The sequence below is a fragment of the Mycobacterium interjectum genome (assembly GCF_900078675.2).
Taxonomy (GTDB): Bacteria; Actinomycetota; Actinomycetes; order Mycobacteriales; family Mycobacteriaceae; genus Mycobacterium; species Mycobacterium interjectum.
On record NZ_LT546236.1, the window covers coordinates 169,479 to 189,134 of the forward strand.

The window sequence follows — 19,656 nt, forward strand, 5'->3', positions numbered from 1 at the left end:
CGGAGCCGCCGCCCGCGGCGCCGCCCGAGGCGCCCACCAAGCGCGGGGGACGGCGCACGTTGTTGGTGATCGGCATCCTGGTGGCTTTCCTGGTCGTCTACGGCCTGTCACTGTTCGGGGTCCACTTGCTGTCCAAATCGGCGGGGCCGCTCAAGCCTCCGGACCTGAACGCGACCAACGACACCATCGTCTTGGTGCGTCTCGAAAAGCTGGAAACAGTCGCGAATCGCCTGACGGTAAAAGTGCTTGTGATTCCCGAGGATTCGATGTTCGACAAACGCCTCGATGTGCTGAAGACCGATACCGCTGTGCGGATGGACCCCCCCAATGACCTGGGTGACCTGCAATACCCGGCGGGGAAGTCGCCGGCGCAGGTCGCTACCACGATCGAGGCTCATGGCGACCCCAACAACTGGCCGTTCGACTCCTACAGCACCGACACCCTGTCGGCAGACGTGCTCGTCGGGCAAGGCGATGCGCGACAGTACGTACCCGCCCGGGTGGAAGTGTCCGGAGCGTTGGACGGTTGGGACGTCAGCGTCAAGCGCGTAGGTGAAGCGAGCCAGGACGCGGATCGCCCGGACAACGTGATCATCACGTTGCACCGGGCCAAGGGGCCGCTGATCTTCGACCTGGGCATCTGCTTGGTGCTTTTCGCCTTGCCCACCCTGGCTTTCGCCGTGGCCATTCAAATCGCGCTGGGCAGAAGGAAATTCGTGCCGCCCTTCGTGACGTGGTTCGCAGCCATGCTGTTCGCTGTCATCCCCATACGCAATTTTCTGCCCGGGTCTCCACCGCCGGGTGCGTGGATCGACCAGGTTCTGGTGATCTGGGTGTTGATGGCGCTCGTCGCGGCCATGGCCCTCTACATGCTCACCTGGTATCGACAATCGGACTGAAACCCCGGCGAACGGCTCCTACCCTGAAGGGGTGCTCACCGAGTTGGTCGACCTACCGGGCGGATCCTTCCGCATGGGTTCGACGAGCTTCTATCCCGAAGAGGCACCGATCCACACCGTGGCGGTGGCGGCCTTCGCGGTGGAGCGTCACCCGGTGACCAACGCGCAGTTCGCCGAATTCGTCTCCGCCACAGGCTATGTGACCGTCGCCGAGCAGCCGATAGACCCGGCGCTGTACCCCGGTGCGGATCCTCAGGACCTGTGTCCGGGCGCCATGGTCTTCCGCCCGACACAAGGCCCGGTCGACCTGCGTGACTGGCGGCAATGGTGGGACTGGGTGCCGGGCGCCAGCTGGCGAAATCCGTTCGGGCCGGCCAGCGATCTGCAGGGAAGGGCCGATCACCCGGTGGTGCAGGTGGCGTACCCCGACGCTTCGGCGTACGCGCGCTGGGCCGGTCGGCGGCTCCCGACCGAGGCCGAGTGGGAGTACGCCGCCCGCGGCGGAACCACGACGACCTACTCCTGGGGGGACGAGGCGAACCCGGACGGTCGGCTGATGGCCAACACGTGGCAGGGGCGGTTCCCTTATCGCAACGACGGCGCGCTCGGGTGGGTGGGCACCTCGCCCGTGGGGACCTTTCCGCCCAACGGGTTCGGCCTGCTCGACATGATCGGGAACGTCTGGGAGTGGACCACCACCCAGTTCTCCGCGCACCACCGGCTCGATCAACCACCGAAAGCCTGTTGCGCGCCCTCGGGGCCGGCGGATCCGTCCGTCAGCCAGACGCTGAAGGGCGGTTCGCACCTGTGCGCGCCGGAGTATTGCCATCGCTACCGCCCGGCCGCGCGGTCACCGCAATCACAGGACACCGCGACCACCCACATCGGGTTTCGCTGCGTGGCGGATTCGCCGTCGCGCTAGGCCGCCCGACAGCAAAGCGACCGCGGGGTTACCGTCCGATGGACGCTGAATGACGGCGCTTTCGTCACCGCGCGGGACCGGCGCGGGTTCACTAGCATCTGATCGGTGTTGCCCCCACTGAGCCCGCGGGTCAGCAATGACCGCTGAGGCTCAGACGACACCGGCTCCGCCACCGCCCTCGGACGAACCGCCGTCGCCACCGCCGCCGGCCGGCAAACAGTACCGGAAGCCGCGCATTGCGATCGGCGTGAGCATTCTGATCGTCGTCATCTCCGCCTACGCCCTATCCCTGTTCGGCGTCCACCAGCTGCAAGAAGCAGAGGCCCCGCTTCCTCCGCTGGATCTCAGCCAGGGCGGGGGCGACGCGACCATCGTGCAACTGCGCCTCGAGGAGCTCAAGCCCGTCGCGAATCGTCTTGCCGTGAATGTCCTTGTCTATCCAGGTGTCTCGGCCTACGACAATCGCTACGACGTGCTGGGCACCGATGTTGGCGTGCGCCTTTATCCGACCAGCGACCTGGGGGACCTGCACTACCCCAAGGGGAAGGCGCCGGCGCAACTCAGCACCACCGTGGAGGCGCACGGCGATCCCGGCAACTGGCCCTTCGACTCGTACCGGACCGAACCGATCTCGGCCGACGCGTTCGTCGGGTCCGGCGACAACGTCAAGAAGGTGCCCGCCCGCGTCGAAGTCACCGGTGAGCTCGACGGGTGGGACGTCAGCGTCCAGCGGCTGCACGACCCTGGTGCGCTCCCGACCCAGCGTGGCTCCGACAACGGGAACGTGGTCATCACCTTGAAGCGGGCCAAGGGTCCGCTGATCTTCGACCTGGGCATCTGCCTGGTGCTCATCAGCCTGCCCACCCTGGCCCTGTTGGTCGCCATCCCGATGGCTCTGGGCAGACGGAAGTTCCTGCCGCCCTTCGCGACGTGGTACGCCGCGAACCTGTTCGCGATCGTCCCGCTGCGCAACATCCTGCCCGGCGCCCCGCCGCCCGGGTCCTGGATAGACCAGGCCATCGTGCAGTGGGTGCTGATCGCGCTCGTGACGGCGATGAGCCTGTACATCTTCGCCTGGATCCGGCAAGGGGACTGATCCGCGAAAGCGTTGGCCAGCTGGCTCGTGGAGCTGGCCCGCCGCCCGGTACCGACATTCGAGCCGAACTTGTCGTAGGCCGGTGGCATACTCGAATGTATGTTCGATATGGTCTCGTCGGGGTCGCCGGCGCCGGAGTCGGTGGTGCTGGTGCAGCGGATTTGTGCGGCCGCGCGCGCGGAGAACCGGGCGGCGGCCGCGCAGCTGGTGGCCATCCATGAGTTGTTTCGGTATCGGTTGTCGCGCTGTGCCGAGGCCGACGACTGGGCGGTGGACACGATGGCGGCGGTGGGGGCCGAGATCGCCGCGGCGTTGCGGATCAGCCCAGGGCTGGCGGCCGGCCGGCTGCGCGATGCCCGGGCGCTGTGTGAGCGCCTGCCCCGAGTGGGCGCGGTGTTTGCCGCCGGCGACATCGACTATCGGCTGTTCACCACGATCGCCTATCGCACCGATTTGATCGTCGATGAGACGGTGCTGGCCACGGTGGATGCCCAGGTGGCGGCCGGCGTGGCGCGCTGGCCGTCGATGACGCGGGGCCGGCTGGCCGCCCAGGTGGACAACATCGTGGCCCGCGCCGACGCCGATGCGGTGCGCCGCCGCAAGGAGAGCCAGGTGGACCGGGAGGTCTGGATCGCCGAGGTCGGTGACGGCCTGGCCGAGATCCAAGGCCAGCTGTTTAGCACCGATGCCCGCGCGCTGGACCAGCGGTTGGACGCCCTGGCGGCCACGGTGTGTGCCCACGACCCGCGCAGCCGCGATCAGCGCCGCGCCGATGCCCTGGGCGCGCTGGCCGCCGGGGCCGACCGGCTCGGGTGTCGCTGCGCGCGCCCGGACTGTGCGGCCGGCAAACGCCCCGCCGCGGGGCCCGTGGTGATTCATCTGATCGCCGAGCAGGCCACCCTCGAGGGCACCGCCATCACCGCGGCCGCGCAGCTCGGCGCCGACGGGCTCATCACCGCCGAACTCGTCCAACAGCTGGCCGCCTCAGCAACACTGCGACCCCTGATCCACCCCGCCGACGCCCCAGCCGAGAACGGCTACCTGCCCTCCACCGCGCTGGCCGACTTCGTGCGCTGCCGCGACCTGACCTGCCGCGCCCCCGGCTGCGATCACCCCGCGGTGCAGTGCGATGTCGACCACACCATCCCGCATGCCCGCGGCGGCCCCACCCACGCCGCAAACCTCAAATGCCTGTGTCGCCTGCACCATCTACTCAAAACCTTCTGCGGCTGGCGCGACCAACAACTCGCCGATGGCACGGTGATCTGGCGGCTGCCCGACGGGCACACCTACATCACCACCCCCGGCAGCGCCCTGCTGTTCCCCAGCCTGTGCGCGCCCACCGCCGACCTGTCCACCCCCGACACCCCCGACACCCCGCGCTGCGGGGAACGCACCGCCAGGATGCCCCGACGCCGGCGCACCCGGGCCCAACAACGGGCCACCCGCATTGCCACCGAACGCCGCCACAACCGCCAAGCCAGACTCGCCCGAAAACCCCTATACCGCGACTACTTCGCCCTACCACCACCCACCGGCGACGAGGAACCCCCGCCGTTCTAAAGGCCATCACAGTCGGCTCCCACGCCATTGCGAGGTACGGCTGCGACCGTGAGTCGTGACCATGAGGAATGCTGCGCTGGCCGTCACCGGCGTTCTCGTCGCGGCCGGATCGCTGGCGGCTGCGGTGGGCGAAACCGCATCCGCGGCGGGGTCAGTGCGGCTGGTGGACCGGGCCACCGACGTGCCGGCGCCGAACGACCCCAACGAGGTCTGCCGGTTCAATACGGTCAGGGTCGCCTGCCCGCCGCCGTCGCCGGTTCCCGCGGGGTCGCTCATGCCGCCGGGGGCGGTGTGGCCGCCGGGGGCTGTGGAGCTGCCGGGGACGGGGTTGCCTATGCCGCCCTTGCCGCCGGGGGTCGTATTGCCACCGGAGGTGTCGCAAATGCTGCAGCAGGGGATGGAGATGTTGCAATCGCCGCCGCCGAACGTGCCGAACGAGGTCTGCCGGTTCAACACGGTCAGGGTTCCCTGCCCGTAGCTGCCCGCGAAGACGTGGCGGCTGCACGAGGTGCAGGATTTCCCCATGCCCGCGCCGCTACCGCCGCTCGCCGCCGAGGATCACGTCTGCGACGCGTGTGCGGTCGCTTATCCGGGAACGCGGATCGACGACGCGGTCGCCGTCATCGCCGGGCTGCCGGGCGCGGTCCGGGAGGCGATCGGCGTGATCCCTCCCGAGGGCCGGCGGGTGCGGCCCGCCCCCGATGTGTGGTCGGTCGCCGAGTACCTCTGCCACATGCGCGACGTCTACGTCAGCTTCACCATCCGGCTGCACCGCGTCCGCACGGAGCACGAACCCGCCCTCGAGCCGATGTTCAACGACCTGCGGGCCCGCCGGTTCCGGTACAACGACTGCGACATTGCGGCCACCCTCAACGAACTGGCGGCCGGCGCCGCCGGGTTCCGCGACGAGGTCAGGCGCACAGAGGACTGGGACCGCGGCGGGACCCGATTGCCGGGCGAACGGCGCACCGCGCGCTGGCTGGTCCGCCAGGCGATGCACGAAGGCGTCCATCACCTCGCGGACATCCAGAGATTTGGCTCTGAGCTGGTCGTCCCCTAGACTCTAGGGGTTGCCTTGGGCAGACCTCGGCCGGTGCGAATCGGCCCTGCGTGCCCTTCGGTGACAAAGACCGCGCACGTCAGGCTTTGGGTTCCTCCTGCCGTGCACACATGAACCAGGTCAGGAGATCGAGTGATTCAGCAGGAATCGCGGCTGAAGGTCGCCGACAACACCGGCGCCAAGGAGATCTTGTGCATCCGTGTGCTCGGCGGTTCGTCGCGACGTTACGCCGGCATCGGTGACGTCATCGTCGCCACCGTCAAGGACGCCATCCCCGGCGGCAACGTCAAGCGCGGCGACGTCGTCAAAGCCGTCGTGGTGCGCACGGTCAAGGAGCGCCGCCGTCCCGACGGCAGCTACATCAAGTTCGATGAGAACGCCGCGGTGATCATCAAGCCCGACAACGACCCGCGCGGGACGCGCATCTTCGGGCCGGTCGGCCGCGAACTGCGCGAGAAGCGATTCATGAAGATCATCTCGCTGGCCCCGGAGGTGTTGTAGATGAAGGTCCACAAGGGCGACACCGTCCTGGTCATCGCGGGCAAGGACAAGGGCGCCAAGGGCAAGGTCTTGCAGGCGTACCCGGAACGTAACCGCGTGCTGGTCGAGGGCGTCAACCGGATCAAGAAGCACACCGCGATTTCGACCAACCAGCGCGGCGCGCGGTCGGGCGGCATCGTCACGCAGGAAGCGCCGATCCACGTCTCCAACGTGATGGTGGTCGACTCGGACGGCAAGCCCGCCCGGGTCGGTTACCGGACCGACGAGGAAACCGGCAAGCGCGTCCGTATCTCCAAGCGCAACGGCAAGGACATCTGATGAGCACCGCGGAGAAGACTCAGCCGCGCCTGAAAGAGCGCTACCGCAACGAGATTCGGGATGCGCTGCACAAACAGTTCGGCTACGGCAACGTCATGCAGATCCCGACGGTGACCAAGGTCGTCGTCAACATGGGGGTCGGCGACGCCGCCCGCGACGCCAAGCTGATCAACGGTGCGGTCAACGACCTGGCCCTGATCACCGGGCAGAAGCCCGAGATCCGCAAGGCGCGAAAGTCCATCGCGCAGTTCAAGTTGCGCGAGGGGATGCCGATCGGCGCGCGGGTGACCCTGCGCGGGGACCGGATGTGGGAGTTCCTCGACCGGCTGACGTCGATCGCGCTGCCGCGTATCCGCGACTTCCGCGGCCTGTCGCCCAAGCAGTTCGACGGCGTCGGCAACTACACGTTCGGACTGGCCGAGCAGTCGGTGTTCCACGAGATCGACGTGGACAAGATCGACCGGGTCCGGGGCATGGACATCAACGTCGTCACCTCGGCGACGACCGACGACGAGGGACGGGCGCTGCTGCGGGCCCTCGGCTTTCCGTTCAAGGAGAACTGAGCAGATGGCGAAGAAGGCATTGGTCAACAAGGCCGCACGCAAACCGAAGTTCGCGGTGCGCGGCTACACCCGCTGCAGCAAGTGCGGCCGTCCGCGTGCGGTGTTCCGCAAGTTCGGGCTGTGCAGGATCTGCCTGCGCGAGATGGCGCACGCAGGCGAGCTGCCCGGTGTGCAGAAGAGCAGTTGGTAACAGGGGACTAACGATATGACGATGACGGACCCGATCGCGGACTTCTTGACGCGTCTGCGCAATGCCAATTCGGCGTACCACGACGAGGTGAGCCTGCCGCACTCCAAGCTCAAGGCCAACATCGCCCAGATCCTCAAGGCCGAGGGCTACATCAACGACTTCCGCACCGAGGACGCTCGCGTCGGCAAGTCGCTGGTGATCCAGCTCAAGTACGGCCCGAGCCGGGAGCGCAGCATCGCCGGCTTGCGCCGGGTGTCCAAGCCGGGTTTGCGTGTGTACGCGAAATCCACCAACCTGCCGCGGGTGCTCGGCGGACTGGGCGTGGCGATCATCTCCACGTCGTCGGGTCTGCTCACCGACCGTCAGGCGGCCAGACAGGGCGTGGGCGGCGAAGTCCTCGCGTACGTGTGGTGAGGGGTAGTACAGATGTCGCGCATTGGTAAGCAGCCGGTTCCGGTACCCACCGGAGTCGACGTAACGATCGAAGGCCAGAACGTCTCGGTCAAGGGTCCCAAGGGCTCCCTGAACTTGACGGTCGCCGAGCCGATCACGGTGGCGCGCAACGACGACGGCGCGATCGTGGTCACCCGCCCCAACGACGAGCGGCGCAACCGCTCGCTGCACGGGCTGTCGCGCACGCTGGTGTCCAACCTCGTCACCGGCGTGACCGAGGGTTACACCGTGAAGATGGAGATCTTCGGGGTCGGCTACCGCGTGCAGCTCAAGGGCTCCAACCTCGAGTTCGCGCTGGGCTACAGCCACCCCGTGGTGATCGAGGCGCCCGAGGGCATCACGTTCGCGGTTCAGTCGCCGACGAAGTTCACGGTGTCGGGGATCGACAAGCAGAAGGTCGGCCAGATTTCGGCGAACATCCGCCGCCTGCGCCGTCCCGACCCGTACAAGGGCAAGGGCGTGCGCTACGAGGGCGAGCAGATCCGCCGCAAGGTCGGAAAGACAGGTAAGTAGTCATGGCGCAAAAGAAGGCTGACACCGCCGAGCGGAAGCCGGTGGGGCAGAGCGTATCCGCGACCCGGCGCGTCTCGCGGCTGCGCAGGCACGCGCGGCTGCGCAAGAAGATCGCGGGCACCCCGCAGCGTCCGCGGCTGGTGGTGCACCGCTCGGCGCGGCACATCCACGTGCAACTGGTCAACGACGAGAACGGCACCACGCTGGCCGCCGCCTCGTCGATCGAGGCCGACGTGCGGGGCCTGGACGGTGACAAGAAAGCCCACAGCGTGCGGGTGGGTCAGCTGATCGCCGAGCGTGCCAAGGCCGCCGGCATCGACTCCGTGGTTTTCGACCGTGGCGGATACACCTACGGCGGGCGGATCGCGGCGCTGGCCGATGCCGCGCGCGAGAACGGATTGAGTTTCTGATGACAACTGGAAGGACCGCATAATGGCGGAACAGTCAGCCGGCGGACCCGAGGCCCGCGGCGACAACCGCGACTCGCGCGGCGACAACCGCGACAGCCGCGGCCGGCGCGATGGTGGCGGCCGCGGCGGTCGCGACCGCGACGGCGAGAAGAGCAACTACCTGGAGCGGGTCGTCGCCATCAACCGCGTCTCCAAGGTGGTCAAGGGTGGACGGCGATTCAGCTTCACCGCCTTGGTCATCGTCGGTGACGGCGCCGGCATGGTCGGCGTCGGCTACGGCAAGGCCAAGGAGGTCCCGGCCGCGATCGCCAAGGGTGTCGAGGAGGCCCGCAAGGGCTTCTTTCGCGTCCCGCTGATCGGCGGCACCATCACGCACCCGGTGCAGGGTGAGGCCGCCGCGGGCGTCGTGCTGCTGCGCCCGGCCAGCCCGGGTACCGGTGTGATCGCCGGCGGTGCGGCGCGCGCGGTGCTGGAATGCGCTGGGGTGCACGACATCCTGGCCAAGTCGTTGGGCAGCGACAACGCGATCAACGTGGTGCACGCCACCGTGGCCGCGCTCAAGCTGCTGCAGCGTCCCGAGGAGGTGGCCGCCCGTCGCGGGCTGCCGATCGAGGACGTCGCCCCGGCCGGGATGTTGAAGGCGCGGCGCGAGAGCGACGCCCTCGCCAGCGCGGCGGCGCGAGAGGCAGCGACACCGTGAGCCAGCTCAAGATCACCCAGGTGCGCAGCACCATCGGTGCGCGCTGGAAGCAGCGTGAGAGCCTGCGCACCCTGGGGCTGCGGCGGATTCGCCACTCGGTGATCCGCGAGGACAACCCGCAGACCCGCGGCCTGATCGCGGTGGTGCGTCACCTGGTGCAGGTGGAGGAGGCCAAGTGACCATCAAATTGCACGACCTGAAGCCCGCGCCCGGGTCGAAGAAAGCCCGCACCCGCGTCGGTCGCGGTGAGGGCTCCAAGGGCAAATCGGCCGGCCGGGGTACCAAGGGCACCAAGGCCCGCAAGAACGTGCCGGCCACCTTCGAGGGTGGCCAGATGCCGATCCACATGCGGCTGCCCAAGCTCAAGGGATTCCGGAACCGGTTCCGCACCGAATACGAGATCGTCAACGTCGGCGACATCAACCGGCTGTTCCCGCAGGGCGGTTCGATCGGGGTGGACGAACTGGTGGCCAAGGGCGCGGTGCGCAAGAACGCGTTGGTCAAGGTCCTCGGGGACGGCAAGCTGACCGTCAAGGTCGACTTGACCGCGCACAAGTTCAGCGGCAGCGCGCGCGAGAAGATCACCGCCGCGGGCGGCTCGGCCACCGAGCTGTAGTCAGCCCAACTGCGGAATCACCTCCGCGGCAAGGCGTTCCATCTGCTCGCGGTTCTCTGGCACGTCGACGCCGACCGGATTGAGCAGCACATACTCGGCGCCGGCGTCGATCACCTCGCGCAGCCCGCGCGCCACGTCGTCGGGTGTGCCCGACACCGGCACGTCCGCGACGCCGGGCATGTCGCCGTAGATGCGGTGCAGCCCGGCAAGCACCCGCTCGCGGGCCCGGGACGCGTCGTCGTCGACCATCAGATAGACGCGTTTGCCAATCGTGAAGCGCGCCGGGTCTTTTCGTTGCTCGGTGAGCTCGCGGCGCACCACCGCGACGGCGCCGGCGAAGGCCTCGGTGGTCGACGAGCCGGCGCCCAGAAACGCGTCACCCAGGCGCACCGCCCTGGCCAGGGCCTTGGGGGCCAGCCCACCGAACCAGATCGGCGGGTGGGGACGCTGCACCGGCTTGGGCGCAATCGGTAGGTCGTCGACATCGCGGAACCGGCCGTGGAACGTCACCCTGGGCTCGTCGGACCAGGCCGCCTTCATCAACTCCAGGCCCTCAATGAAATACGAAATATACGTCGACTTCTCGACACCGAATGCGTCGAATCGGCGGAAGCCGCCGCCGGTTCCCACGCCGAGGTCCAGCCGTCCGTGGCTGAGTCGGTCGACGGCCGTCGCGGCCGAGGCGAGCTGGAGCGGGTCGTGCAGCGAGGCCACCAGGACGGCGACCCCCAGGCGCAGCCGCTCCGTGCAGGCGGCGCAATACGCCAGCAACTCCAACGGTGCCAACAGGGGTGCGTTTCCGATGATCTGCTCGAGCACCCAGCCGCCCTCGAACCCGAGCTCCTCGGCGCGGGCCAGGTAGGACCGCATGCCCGGCGCGTCGAAGCCGTCGTAATCGAATTGGGGGATGGCGATGGAAAACCTCACCCGACCACCGTACGGCCGCCGATCGGTACCCTGCACAGTATGTTCGGTTTTCTGCCCTCCCTTCCCGGGATCGACGAGGTCCGTGCCCTGGCCGGCCGGGTCGACACCGCCCGCCACCACGGCGTGCCCAACGGCTGCGTGCTCGAGTTGGACGTGCGCTCGGTGCCGCCGGAGACGACTGGCTTCGACCCGCTGGCGATCATCACCGGGGCCGGCCGGCCGATGACGCTGCGCGACACCGTCGCATCGCTCCACCGCGCCGCCGAGGACCCCCGGGTGGCCGGGCTGATCGCCCGCGTGCAGCTGGGTGCGTCGCCTCCGGCGGCGGTGCAGGAGCTGCGGGCGGCGATCGAGGCCTTCAGCGCCGTCAAGCCGTCCCTGGCGTGGGCCGAGACCTATCCCGGCACGCTGTCCTACTACCTGGCCTCCGCGTTCGGTGAGGTCTGGATGCAGCCGGCGGGAAGCGTCGGGCTGATCGGCTTCGCGAGCAACGCGATGTTCCTGCGCGACGCGCTCGACAAGGCGGGCATCGAAGCCCAGATCATCTCGAAGGGCGAATATAAGTCGGCGGCAAACCTTTTCACCGAACACGGCTTCACCGAGGCGCACCGGGAGGCCGTCACCAGGATGCTGCGGAGCCTGCAGGACCAGGTGTGGCGGGCGATCGCCGAATCGCGCAAGGTCGAGCCGGATGCGCTCGACGCGCTGGCCGACCGGGGCCCGCTGCTGCGCGACGACGCGGTGGCCTCCGGCCTGGTAGACCGGATCGGATTCCGCGACGAAGCCTATGCCCGGATCGCGGAACTCGCTGGGGGAAAGGCTGTTTCGGGCGAAGAAGAAACGCCCCGGCTGTACCTCGCGCGTTACGCCGGGGCGGCCCGGTCCCGACTGACCCCGCCCGTGCCGTCGGTGCCCGGGCGCCGGCCCAAGCCGACGTTCGCGGTGCTCACCGTCGACGGCAACATCGTCGGCGGGCGCGGCGGACCGCAATTTTTGCCGCTGGGCACGCCCACCGCCGGCGCCGACACCATCGCGGCGGCGCTGCGGGAGGCCGCCGCCGACGATTCGGTGTCCGCGATCGTGCTGCGGATAAACAGCCCGGGAGGCTCGGTCACCGCGTCCGAAACCATTTGGCGCGAGGTGAAAATGGCCCGCGAACGCGGCAAGCCGCTGGTGGCGTCGATGGGTGCGGTCGCCGCGTCCGGCGGCTACTACGTGGCGATGGCCGCCGACGCGATCGTGGCCAATCCGGGCACGATCACCGGCTCGATCGGCGTGATCACCGGGAAGCTGGTGGTTCGTGACCTCAAGGGTCGCCTCGGGGTCGCGTCGGATACGGTGCGCACCAACGCAAATGCCGACGCCTGGTCGGCCGATGCGCCGTTCACGCCGGAGCAGCGGGCGCATCGGGAGGCCGAGGCGGACCTGATGTACACCGACTTCGTGGAGCGGGTCGCCGAGGGCCGCAAGCTGAGCACCGAGGCCGTGGATGTCGTTGCCCGGGGGCGGGTGTGGACCGGTGCCGACGCCGCCGAGCGCGGCCTGGTCGACGACCTCGGCGGCTTCCGGGCCGCGGTGCGGCGCGCCNAGGTCTGGATGCAGCCGGCGGGAAGCGTCGGGCTGATCGGCTTCGCGAGCAACGCGATGTTCCTGCGCGACGCGCTCGACAAGGCGGGCATCGAAGCCCAGATCATCTCGAAGGGCGAATATAAGTCGGCGGCAAACCTTTTCACCGAACACGGCTTCACCGAGGCGCACCGGGAGGCCGTCACCAGGATGCTGCGGAGCCTGCAGGACCAGGTGTGGCGGGCGATCGCCGAATCGCGCAAGGTCGAGCCGGATGCGCTCGACGCGCTGGCCGACCGGGGCCCGCTGCTGCGCGACGACGCGGTGGCCTCCGGCCTGGTAGACCGGATCGGATTCCGCGACGAAGCCTATGCCCGGATCGCGGAACTCGCTGGGGGAAAGGCTGTTTCGGGCGAAGAAGAAACGCCCCGGCTGTACCTCGCGCGTTACGCCGGGGCGGCCCGGTCCCGACTGACCCCGCCCGTGCCGTCGGTGCCCGGGCGCCGGCCCAAGCCGACGTTCGCGGTGCTCACCGTCGACGGCAACATCGTCGGCGGGCGCGGCGGACCGCAATTTTTGCCGCTGGGCACGCCCACCGCCGGCGCCGACACCATCGCGGCGGCGCTGCGGGAGGCCGCCGCCGACGATTCGGTGTCCGCGATCGTGCTGCGGATAAACAGCCCGGGAGGCTCGGTCACCGCGTCCGAAACCATTTGGCGCGAGGTGAAAATGGCCCGCGAACGCGGCAAGCCGCTGGTGGCGTCGATGGGTGCGGTCGCCGCGTCCGGCGGCTACTACGTGGCGATGGCCGCCGACGCGATCGTGGCCAATCCGGGCACGATCACCGGCTCGATCGGCGTGATCACCGGGAAGCTGGTGGTTCGTGACCTCAAGGGTCGCCTCGGGGTCGCGTCGGATACGGTGCGCACCAACGCAAATGCCGACGCCTGGTCGGCCGATGCGCCGTTCACGCCGGAGCAGCGGGCGCATCGGGAGGCCGAGGCGGACCTGATGTACACCGACTTCGTGGAGCGGGTCGCCGAGGGCCGCAAGCTGAGCACCGAGGCCGTGGATGTCGTTGCCCGGGGGCGGGTGTGGACCGGTGCCGACGCCGCCGAGCGCGGCCTGGTCGACGACCTCGGCGGCTTCCGGGCCGCGGTGCGGCGCGCCAAGGCCCTCGCGGGCCTGGACGAGGACACCGAGGTCCGTCTCGTCGGCTATCCGAGTTCGTCGCTGCTGGACCTGGTGCGACCCCGGGCCTCGTCACAGCCCGCCGCCGCGTCGCTCCCGGACGCACTGGCCGCGCTGGTCGGCCGCTCGATCGCCGGAATTCTGGACAGCGCCGAGCAAACGCTGAGCGGTGCCAGCGCGTTGTGGCTGGGGAATTCGCGCCTTTGACCTAGCCCGGCTGGCCGGCGAGCCTGCCGCTGATGAAGATGATCTCGCCCAGCGGGTCGTCGTGCTCGGGGGCGGGTACCTCGATGTCGTTGCGCTGGAACAGTTCGGTTCGCGTGATGCCCTCGACGTCCCATCCCTTGGACCGCAGATAGTCGACGACGTGGTTGCGCTCTCCGGTGTAGACCAGCGACGCCATGTCGATGTCGACGCCGTGCTCGCGGAACACGCCGGCCATGTCCTGCACGCGGCTGGCGTCGAAATCGACGATGCCGGGGACGAATTCGGTGGCGATGGTGCTGCCAGGCGCGCTGAGCGCGGTGATGTTGTCGAACAGCCGGTCTTGGGCCTCCGGCGGCAGGTAGATCAGCAGGCCCTCGGCCAACCACGCGGTCGGCGCCGTCGTGTCCAATCCCGCCGCCTTCAGCGCGGCGGGCCAGTCGCCGCGCAGGTCGATGGCGATGGTGCGCCGGGTGGCGGTCGGTTCGGCGCCGATGCCGGCCAGCGTCGTCGTCTTGAACTCGATCACCTGCGGCTGGTCGAGCTCATAGACCACCGTGCCGTCCGGCCACGGCAACCGGAAGGCGCGCGAGTCCAGGCCGGAGGCCAGGATCACCGCCTGGCGCACGCCGGCGCCGGTGGCGTCGACGAAGTAGTCGTCGAAGTACTTGGTGCGCACGGCCATTCCGTCGCTCATCGCCTGCATGCGCGTCGGCGACGCGTTCTCGATCGCGTCGAGGTCGATCTCACCGTCCATCAGCTTGGTGAACAGGTCCACCCCGACGGCGCGCACCAGCGGCTCGGCGAACGGGTCGCTGATCAGACCGCGGGGATCCTTGGTCGCCATGGCGCGGCCGGCCGCGACCATGGTCGCGGTCACGCCCACGCTGGAGGCCAGATCCCAGTTGTCGTCATGCGCGCGTGCCATGGGTCAACCCTACTTGAGGGTCGCGGCGACGTAACTCAGCTCGCCGAAGGTGGCCGCCATCTCGTCCGCCGGGAAGTCAAACCCGTTGTGCGCGTACAAGTCCCTGGCGGGGTGGGCCGTCACCTCCCAGCCGTGGGTGCTCAGGTAGTCGACGACGACGTTGCGCTCGCCGCGGTAGAACAGGTCGGCCGCGTTGAGGTCGAAACCGAAGCGCTGCCACCGCTCGGAGATGCGCGCCAGGCGCTCGTCGGAGAACGCGTTCGGATCGGGCACATGCTCGGTGGCCAGCCGGCTGCCCGGCGCGCTGAGCGCGGTGACGTTGTCGAACAGCCGGTCCTGCGCGTCGGGCGGCAGGTACGGCAGCAGCCCCTCGGCGCTCCACGCGGTCGGCCGCGTGACGTCAAAACCGCCCGCGGCCAACGCCGCCGGCCAGTCGTCGCGCAGGTCGATGGCGATCGCGCGGCGCTGCGCGGTCGGTTCGGCGCCGATGTTGGCCAGCGTGTCGGTCTTGAACGCGAGGACCTGCGGCTGGTCGATCTCGTAGACCACGGTGCCGGCCGGCCACCGCAACCGGTACGCCCTGGTGTCCAGGCCGGAAGCCAGGATCACCGCCTGCCGGATGCCGTCCGCGGCGGCGCCGGTGAAGAAGTCGTCGAAGAACCGGGTGCGCACCGTGATCTGCTGGGCCCTGGCTTTCCGGTTGAACAGCGCGTCGTCCTCGAAATCGAGCTCGCCGTCGATGATGCGGATGAAGGGATCCAACCCGACGGCGCGGACCAGTGGATCGGCAAACGGATCGTCGAGGAGCGGATCGGGTCCCTGCGACGCCACGGCACGGGATGCCGCGACCATGGTGGCCGTCGCCCCCACGCTGGCCGCGGGGCCCCAGCTGTCACCGTCGGTTCGTCCCCTACTCATGCGTGCCGCTCACGTAGAGAACGTCGCCCATGCGCATGTCGTCGTCGGCCAGCGGCGGAAGGTCGTTGGCCGCGAACAGGTCCCGGATGCTGATGCCGTTCATCGCCCAACCGCGGTCGCGCAGGTAGGGGGCCGCCTCGTTGCGGTCGCCGAAATAGACCAGCCCCGCCATGTCCAGGTCGAAGCCGTGCGCGCGCCACCGGTCGGAGATGGTTTGCATGCGCTGCTTCATCTTGTCCTCGTCCCCGGGCTCGGGGTTGGGCGCGCTTTCGGTCGCCAACCGGCTGCCCGGCGCGCTGAGCTCGGTGATGGTGTCCAACAGCCGGTCCTGCGCCTCCGGGGGCAGGTAGCCGAGCAGGCCCTCGGCGCTCCACGCGGTCGGCCGCGCCGGGTCGAACCCGGCGGCGCGCAGCGCGGCGGGCCAGTCGTCGCGCAGGTCGATGGCCACCACCCGCCGCTCGGCGGTGGGGGCCGCGCCCAGCTCGGACAGCGTGCGGGTCTTGAACTCGATGACCTGGGGCTGGTCGACCTCGTAGACCACGGTTCCGGCGGGCCAGGCCAGCCGGTACGCGCGGGAGTCCAGGCCCGAGGCCAGGATCACCACCTGCGTGATCCCCGCCTGCGTCGCGCGCAGGAAGAACTCGTCGAAGAACTTGGTGCGCACCGCCATGTTGTCGGCCATGCGGGACATCGCCCCGGTGGACCCGTCAGATGCGCCAGCGCCGTCGTGCACGTCGTTCAGGTCGTCCGGATTGACCTCGCCGGTTGCCAGCCGGGTGAGCAGGTCCACGCCGACGGCCCGGACCAGCGGCTCGGCGAACGGGTCGTCGATCAGCGGACGGTCGGCGCGGGTGGCCACGGCGCGGGCGGCGGCCACCATGGTCGCGGTCACCCCGACGCTGGAGGCCAGGTCCCAGGTGTCGCCCTCATACCTGGTGGAAGTCATAGTCGCCCCTGTTCGGATCTAGTTAATCTAATATTTAGCCGATATAACAAGCTTCTCCCACTGTACGCTTCCCGCGTTTAGCGGCAACCTTGACGGATGGCGTACACGGCGGCGGGCAAGCGGGTGCTGATCACGGGTGCCTCGTCGGGTCTGGTGGCGGCCTTGGCCCGGCAGCTGGCGGGGCGAGGGGCGGTGGTGGGGCTCATCGCCCGGCGGCGGGATCGCCTGGCCGAGGTGCTGGCCGACTGCCGGCGGGCCGCGCCGGAATCGGCGATGTGGGTGGCCGACCTGGCGGACACCGCGGCGCTGCCCGGGCTGGCGGCGCGGGCATCCGAGGCGCTCGGCGGCGTCGACGTGCTGGTCAACAACGCCGCGATCCCGAAACGGCGTCCCGTCACCGCCCTGGCGCCCGACGAGGTCGAGGACGTCATGCGGGTCAACTTCTTCGCGCCGATGCGGCTGACGCTGGCGCTGTTGCCGGGGATGCTGGCGCGCGGGTCCGGCGTGATCGTCAACGTGTCGAGCGTCGGCGGCCGGCTCGGGATCATTCACGAAACCGCTTACTGCGCAAGCAAGTTCGCGCTGTGCGGCTGGAGCGAGGCGATGGCCGTGGACCTGCACGGTAGCGGGGTCGCGGTGAAGCTCATCGAACCGGGGCCCGTCGACACCGAGATCTGGGACCACCCGGGCAGCGAGGAACCCCTCTACCAGGGCCCCAAGGTGCCCGCCGACGAGGTGGCCGAAGGGATCATCGAGGCCCTGGGCACGGGCACGTTCGAGCACTACGTCCCCGACATGAAAGCGGTCGTCGAGGCCAAGAACGCCGACATCGATGCGTTCATCGCGGGCTCGGCCGAAATGGCACCGCGGTGAGGGCGCTCGTCTACGGCGTGCCGCCGGAGCGCTTCGAGGTTCCCGATGACGCCAACACGCTGACCCAGAACCTGGCCCGCACCCCGACCGCAATGCGAGAGGTGCCGGATCCGCAACTGCCGCATGAGGATTGGGTGATCACGCGGCCGAGGCTGACCGGCATCTGCGGGTCGGACTCCAAGCAGATCCTGATGGATTTCGGCGAGGCCGACGCCGACAACGCCATGTCCGCCTTCTGCTCCTTCCCGCAGGTGATGGGGCATGAGGTGGTCGCCGACGTGGTCGCGGTGGGGCCGAAGGCCCGCGGGCTAGAGGTCGGCCAGCGGGTGGTGCTCAACCCGTGGCTGTCCTGCGGGCCGCGCGGCATCGAGCCGCCCTGTCCCGCCTGCGAAAGCGGCGACTACAGCCTGTGCTGGAGCTTCACCGACGGCGACATCAAGCCCGGCATCCACACCGGGGTGTCGGCCGACGTGACCGGTGGCTACGCCGAACTGATGCCGGCCCACGACAGCATGCTGTTCGCCGTTCCGGATTCCGTGCCCGACGAGCTGGCGGTGTTCGCCGACCCGTTTTCGGTGTCCCTGCACGCGATCACCCGTCACCCGCCGCCGCGCTCGGGCCGGGTGCTGGTATACGGGGCCGGCTCGCTGGGGTTGTGCGCGGTCGCGATCCTGCGGGCGCTCTACCCCGAGGTCGCCGTCGCGGTGGTCGCGCGGTTCGCGGCCCAGCAAGAGCTGGCCCGCCGGTTCGGCGCCGAGTTGGTGCTCGAGCACGAACCCGGCCTGGCCGTCATCGAGCAACTGGTGGCGTGGGGTGGCGGCCGGCTGCGGCAGCCGCTGCTTGGGCTGCCGATGGCCTACCCCGGCGCGGTCGACGTCGTGTACGACACGATCGGCAAGCCGGAGACCTTCGAAGTCGGGGTCCGGGTGCTGCGCGCCCGCGGGACGCTGGTGAAGGCCGGTGTGCACGCGCCCGGCCGCTGGGAGGACAGCCCGTTGTATTTCAAGGAGATCGCCCTCGTGGGGTCGAACGCGTTCGGCGTCGAGGAGGTCGAGGGCCGGCGCCGCCACGCCATCGCCCACTACCTGGAGCTGGCCGCCGCTCACCGGGTGGACCTGCGCCCCATGCTGACCCACACCTTCGCACTCGAGCGGTGGCGCGACGCCTTCCTGGCGATCGCGAACCAGGCCGACAGCGGCGCGGTCAAGGTGGCCATCGATCAGCGCTAGAGCAGGGCGCCCCGGGATCCTGTGACAGGCAGATCGATCGGGGTGAGGACGCCCGGTGCGGCGTCGCACAGGAAGGGTATGGCGTTGACCGCCGCGACGGCGGTGCTGTCCATCAACACGGTCATCACGTCCTCGCCCGGGTTGCCGAACCGGATCGTCGCGTCGACGCGTGGCTCGCCGTCGATCACCACGCTGAAACCCTTGGGGTCGGTCCATTTCGGGTCGAGCGCGTCGTCGCTCATGGTCCAGCAGATGGCCAGCTCGATCACCGGGCGGCCGCCGCGATAGCCGCGATAGGTGCGGCGCTGGCCGCCGGCGGTGCCGGCCGCGTAGTCCACCCAGCCCAGATCCAGATCCCGGGTCAGCACCGCGGGCTCGACGAACGCCTCCTTGGAGTCGAGCTCGGTACCCAGCATGGCGGCGATCATGTCCAGCGTCTCGAAGTAGCCGAGGCCGTATCGTTGCGTCGCCGGGTCGAGGTGGGTCACCGGCTCACGGGGTGCTTTGCCGAATCCGAGTACCTTCCACACGTCCGGTATGGGATACGTTGTGCAGTCAAGCGTTTCGACCAGCTTGACGCTGCGGACCGTGCGGCAGGCGCCGGTGAGGAAGCCGGCGACGACGTTGATGAAGCCCGGCTCGAATCCCGTTCCCAGGAAGGTCGCACCGCCCTGGTGCGCGGCCTCCTCGAGCGCCGGGAGTTCGACCGGGTGATGGGTGCCGGTGAGAAAGTCTCCGGTGGTGACCACGTTGATGCCGCGGCGCAGCATCGTGTCCACCAGCTCGTAGTCGATTGCGCGCGGCATGTAGTTCACGCAGTCCGGCGCCAGGTCGAGCAACGCCTCGACGTCGCTCGTCGCGGTCACGCCCGCCGGGGGCCGGTCCGCGAGCGCGCCCGCATCGCGACCCGCTTTGTCGGCGCCCAGGGCGTGCACGCCCACCACCTCGAAGTCGTCGCGGTCGAGCAGGATGGAAAGCGCTCGCTTGCCGATGTTGCCGGTTGACCACTGAACCACGCGGTAGGGCGCCATGGGTGTTCCTCCGTCGTGCATCGGACGCGGGACCGTTGA

The 19,656-nt window shown here is 69.3% G+C and carries 23 protein-coding genes and 2 pseudogenes; 19 read left to right on the forward strand and 6 right to left on the reverse strand.

The features are described 5' to 3' along the window. Positions 1-59: 59 nt before the first annotated feature. The 4 genes from BN4348_RS30515 to BN4348_RS30530 all read left to right on the forward strand — a co-directional run bounded on the left by BN4348_RS30515 (position 60) and on the right by BN4348_RS30530 (position 4,480). Positions 60-899 (forward strand): DUF4436 domain-containing protein, encoded by an 840-nt coding sequence (locus tag BN4348_RS30515; protein ID WP_084453865.1) that lies wholly within the window; start codon positions 60-62, stop codon positions 897-899. Between the two features lie 31 nt (positions 900-930). Further along, positions 931-1,821 (forward strand): formylglycine-generating enzyme family protein, encoded by an 891-nt coding sequence (locus tag BN4348_RS30520; RefSeq protein WP_066907395.1) that lies wholly within the window; start codon positions 931-933, stop codon positions 1,819-1,821. Between the two features lie 136 nt (positions 1,822-1,957). Next, positions 1,958-2,917 (forward strand): DUF4436 domain-containing protein, encoded by a 960-nt coding sequence (locus BN4348_RS30525; RefSeq protein ID WP_084453863.1) that lies wholly within the window; start codon positions 1,958-1,960, stop codon positions 2,915-2,917. A gap of 99 nt (positions 2,918-3,016) precedes the next feature. Then, positions 3,017-4,480, forward strand: coding sequence for an HNH endonuclease signature motif containing protein (locus BN4348_RS30530; protein WP_066907398.1), 1,464 nt, complete (start codon positions 3,017-3,019; stop codon positions 4,478-4,480). Positions 4,481-4,486: 6 nt separating this feature from the next. Here the strand turns inward: BN4348_RS30530 and BN4348_RS30535 are convergent, their stop codons facing one another. After that, complete coding sequence (locus BN4348_RS30535; protein ID WP_096866041.1) at positions 4,487-5,005, reverse strand: hypothetical protein; 519 nt, start codon at positions 5,003-5,005, stop codon at positions 4,487-4,489. Between BN4348_RS30535 and BN4348_RS30540 the strand changes: the two genes are divergently transcribed. The 11 genes from BN4348_RS30540 to rplO all read left to right on the forward strand — a co-directional run bounded on the left by BN4348_RS30540 (position 5,004) and on the right by rplO (position 9,804). Further along, the gene (locus BN4348_RS30540) at positions 5,004-5,540 is read left to right on the forward strand and encodes a DinB family protein (RefSeq protein WP_066907474.1); all 537 of its coding nucleotides are present in this window, start codon (positions 5,004-5,006) and stop codon (positions 5,538-5,540) included. The genes BN4348_RS30535 and BN4348_RS30540 overlap by 2 nt on opposite strands. Before the next feature lie 132 nt (positions 5,541-5,672). After that, a complete protein-coding gene (gene rplN / locus BN4348_RS30545; RefSeq protein WP_003403649.1) occupies positions 5,673-6,041 on the forward strand; it encodes a 50S ribosomal protein L14 in 369 nt (122 codons plus the stop codon). Beyond that, complete coding sequence (gene rplX, locus BN4348_RS30550) at positions 6,042-6,359, forward strand: 50S ribosomal protein L24 (RefSeq protein ID WP_066907404.1); 318 nt, start codon at positions 6,042-6,044, stop codon at positions 6,357-6,359. Further along, positions 6,359-6,922 (forward strand): 50S ribosomal protein L5, encoded by a 564-nt coding sequence (gene rplE / locus BN4348_RS30555; RefSeq protein WP_066907407.1) that lies wholly within the window; start codon positions 6,359-6,361, stop codon positions 6,920-6,922. The genes rplX and rplE overlap by 1 nt, the downstream gene beginning before the upstream one ends. A gap of 4 nt (positions 6,923-6,926) precedes the next feature. Continuing rightward, a complete protein-coding gene (locus BN4348_RS30560; protein ID WP_011739072.1) occupies positions 6,927-7,112 on the forward strand; it encodes a type Z 30S ribosomal protein S14 in 186 nt (61 codons plus the stop codon). A 15-nt stretch (positions 7,113-7,127) separates the two neighbouring features. Further along, on the forward strand, positions 7,128-7,526 hold the full coding sequence (rpsH, locus tag BN4348_RS30565) for a 30S ribosomal protein S8 (protein ID WP_066907410.1): 399 nt from the start codon (positions 7,128-7,130) through the stop codon (positions 7,524-7,526). Between the two features lie 12 nt (positions 7,527-7,538). Continuing rightward, positions 7,539-8,078 carry a 50S ribosomal protein L6 gene (gene rplF / locus BN4348_RS30570; RefSeq protein WP_066907413.1) on the forward strand — a complete coding sequence of 180 codons (540 nt, stop codon included), beginning with the start codon at positions 7,539-7,541 and terminating at the stop codon, positions 8,076-8,078. A 41-nt stretch (positions 8,079-8,119) separates the two neighbouring features. Further along, on the forward strand, positions 8,120-8,488 hold the full coding sequence (gene rplR / locus BN4348_RS30575; RefSeq protein ID WP_082958888.1) for a 50S ribosomal protein L18: 369 nt from the start codon (positions 8,120-8,122) through the stop codon (positions 8,486-8,488). A 22-nt stretch (positions 8,489-8,510) separates the two neighbouring features. Continuing rightward, positions 8,511-9,188 carry a 30S ribosomal protein S5 gene (gene rpsE, locus BN4348_RS30580; RefSeq protein ID WP_066907419.1) on the forward strand — a complete coding sequence of 226 codons (678 nt, stop codon included), beginning with the start codon at positions 8,511-8,513 and terminating at the stop codon, positions 9,186-9,188. Beyond that, positions 9,185-9,367, forward strand: a complete 183-nt coding sequence (gene rpmD, locus BN4348_RS30585; RefSeq protein WP_066907422.1) for a 50S ribosomal protein L30 — start codon at positions 9,185-9,187, stop codon at positions 9,365-9,367. The genes rpsE and rpmD overlap by 4 nt, the downstream gene beginning before the upstream one ends. Continuing rightward, entirely contained in the window at positions 9,364-9,804 is a 441-nt protein-coding gene (gene rplO / locus BN4348_RS30590) for a 50S ribosomal protein L15 (protein ID WP_066907425.1), read from the forward strand. Before rpmD ends, rplO begins: the two co-directional genes overlap by 4 nt. On the opposite strand, the gene BN4348_RS30595 is transcribed toward rplO, so the two are convergent. Beyond that, positions 9,805-10,731 (reverse strand): LLM class flavin-dependent oxidoreductase, encoded by a 927-nt coding sequence (locus BN4348_RS30595; protein ID WP_066907428.1) that lies wholly within the window; start codon positions 10,729-10,731, stop codon positions 9,805-9,807. Positions 10,732-10,770: 39 nt separating this feature from the next. Between BN4348_RS30595 and sppA (BN4348_RS62320) the strand changes: the two are divergent. Further along, positions 10,771-12,324 (forward strand): annotated as a pseudogene (gene sppA, locus BN4348_RS62320) (signal peptide peptidase SppA); the annotation flags it as partial. Beyond that, positions 12,322-13,695, forward strand: a pseudogene (sppA, locus tag BN4348_RS62325) (signal peptide peptidase SppA); the annotation flags it as partial. The pseudogenes sppA (BN4348_RS62320) and sppA (BN4348_RS62325), both read left to right, overlap by 3 nt. 1 nt (position 13,696) lies before the next feature. Here the strand turns inward: sppA (BN4348_RS62325) and BN4348_RS30605 are convergent. From BN4348_RS30605 to BN4348_RS30615, 3 genes are read right to left on the reverse strand one after another with little or no spacing between them, the layout of a single operon-like run. Beyond that, positions 13,697-14,620 (reverse strand): class I SAM-dependent methyltransferase, encoded by a 924-nt coding sequence (locus BN4348_RS30605; RefSeq protein ID WP_066907431.1) that lies wholly within the window; start codon positions 14,618-14,620, stop codon positions 13,697-13,699. A gap of 9 nt (positions 14,621-14,629) precedes the next feature. Next, positions 14,630-15,538, reverse strand: coding sequence for a class I SAM-dependent methyltransferase (locus BN4348_RS30610; protein WP_066907434.1), 909 nt, complete (start codon positions 15,536-15,538; stop codon positions 14,630-14,632). Further along, positions 15,531-16,484: a class I SAM-dependent methyltransferase gene (locus BN4348_RS30615; protein ID WP_066907437.1), complete on the reverse strand. Its 954-nt coding sequence runs from the start codon at positions 16,482-16,484 to the stop codon at positions 15,531-15,533. Before BN4348_RS30615 ends, BN4348_RS30610 begins: the two co-directional genes overlap by 8 nt. Before the next feature lie 96 nt (positions 16,485-16,580). On the opposite strand from BN4348_RS30615, the gene BN4348_RS30620 reads away from it, so the two are divergent. Continuing rightward, the gene (locus BN4348_RS30620) at positions 16,581-17,357 is read left to right on the forward strand and encodes an SDR family NAD(P)-dependent oxidoreductase (RefSeq protein ID WP_066907440.1); all 777 of its coding nucleotides are present in this window, start codon (positions 16,581-16,583) and stop codon (positions 17,355-17,357) included. Next, the gene (locus BN4348_RS30625; RefSeq protein ID WP_066907443.1) at positions 17,354-18,586 is read left to right on the forward strand and encodes a zinc-dependent alcohol dehydrogenase; all 1,233 of its coding nucleotides are present in this window, start codon (positions 17,354-17,356) and stop codon (positions 18,584-18,586) included. Before BN4348_RS30620 ends, BN4348_RS30625 begins: the two co-directional genes overlap by 4 nt. Here BN4348_RS30625 and BN4348_RS30630 read toward each other — a convergent pair. Continuing rightward, positions 18,583-19,617 carry an NAD(P)H-dependent amine dehydrogenase family protein gene (locus tag BN4348_RS30630; RefSeq protein ID WP_066907446.1) on the reverse strand — a complete coding sequence of 345 codons (1,035 nt, stop codon included), beginning with the start codon at positions 19,615-19,617 and terminating at the stop codon, positions 18,583-18,585. The genes BN4348_RS30625 and BN4348_RS30630 overlap by 4 nt on opposite strands. Between the last annotated feature and the right edge of the window lie 39 nt (positions 19,618-19,656).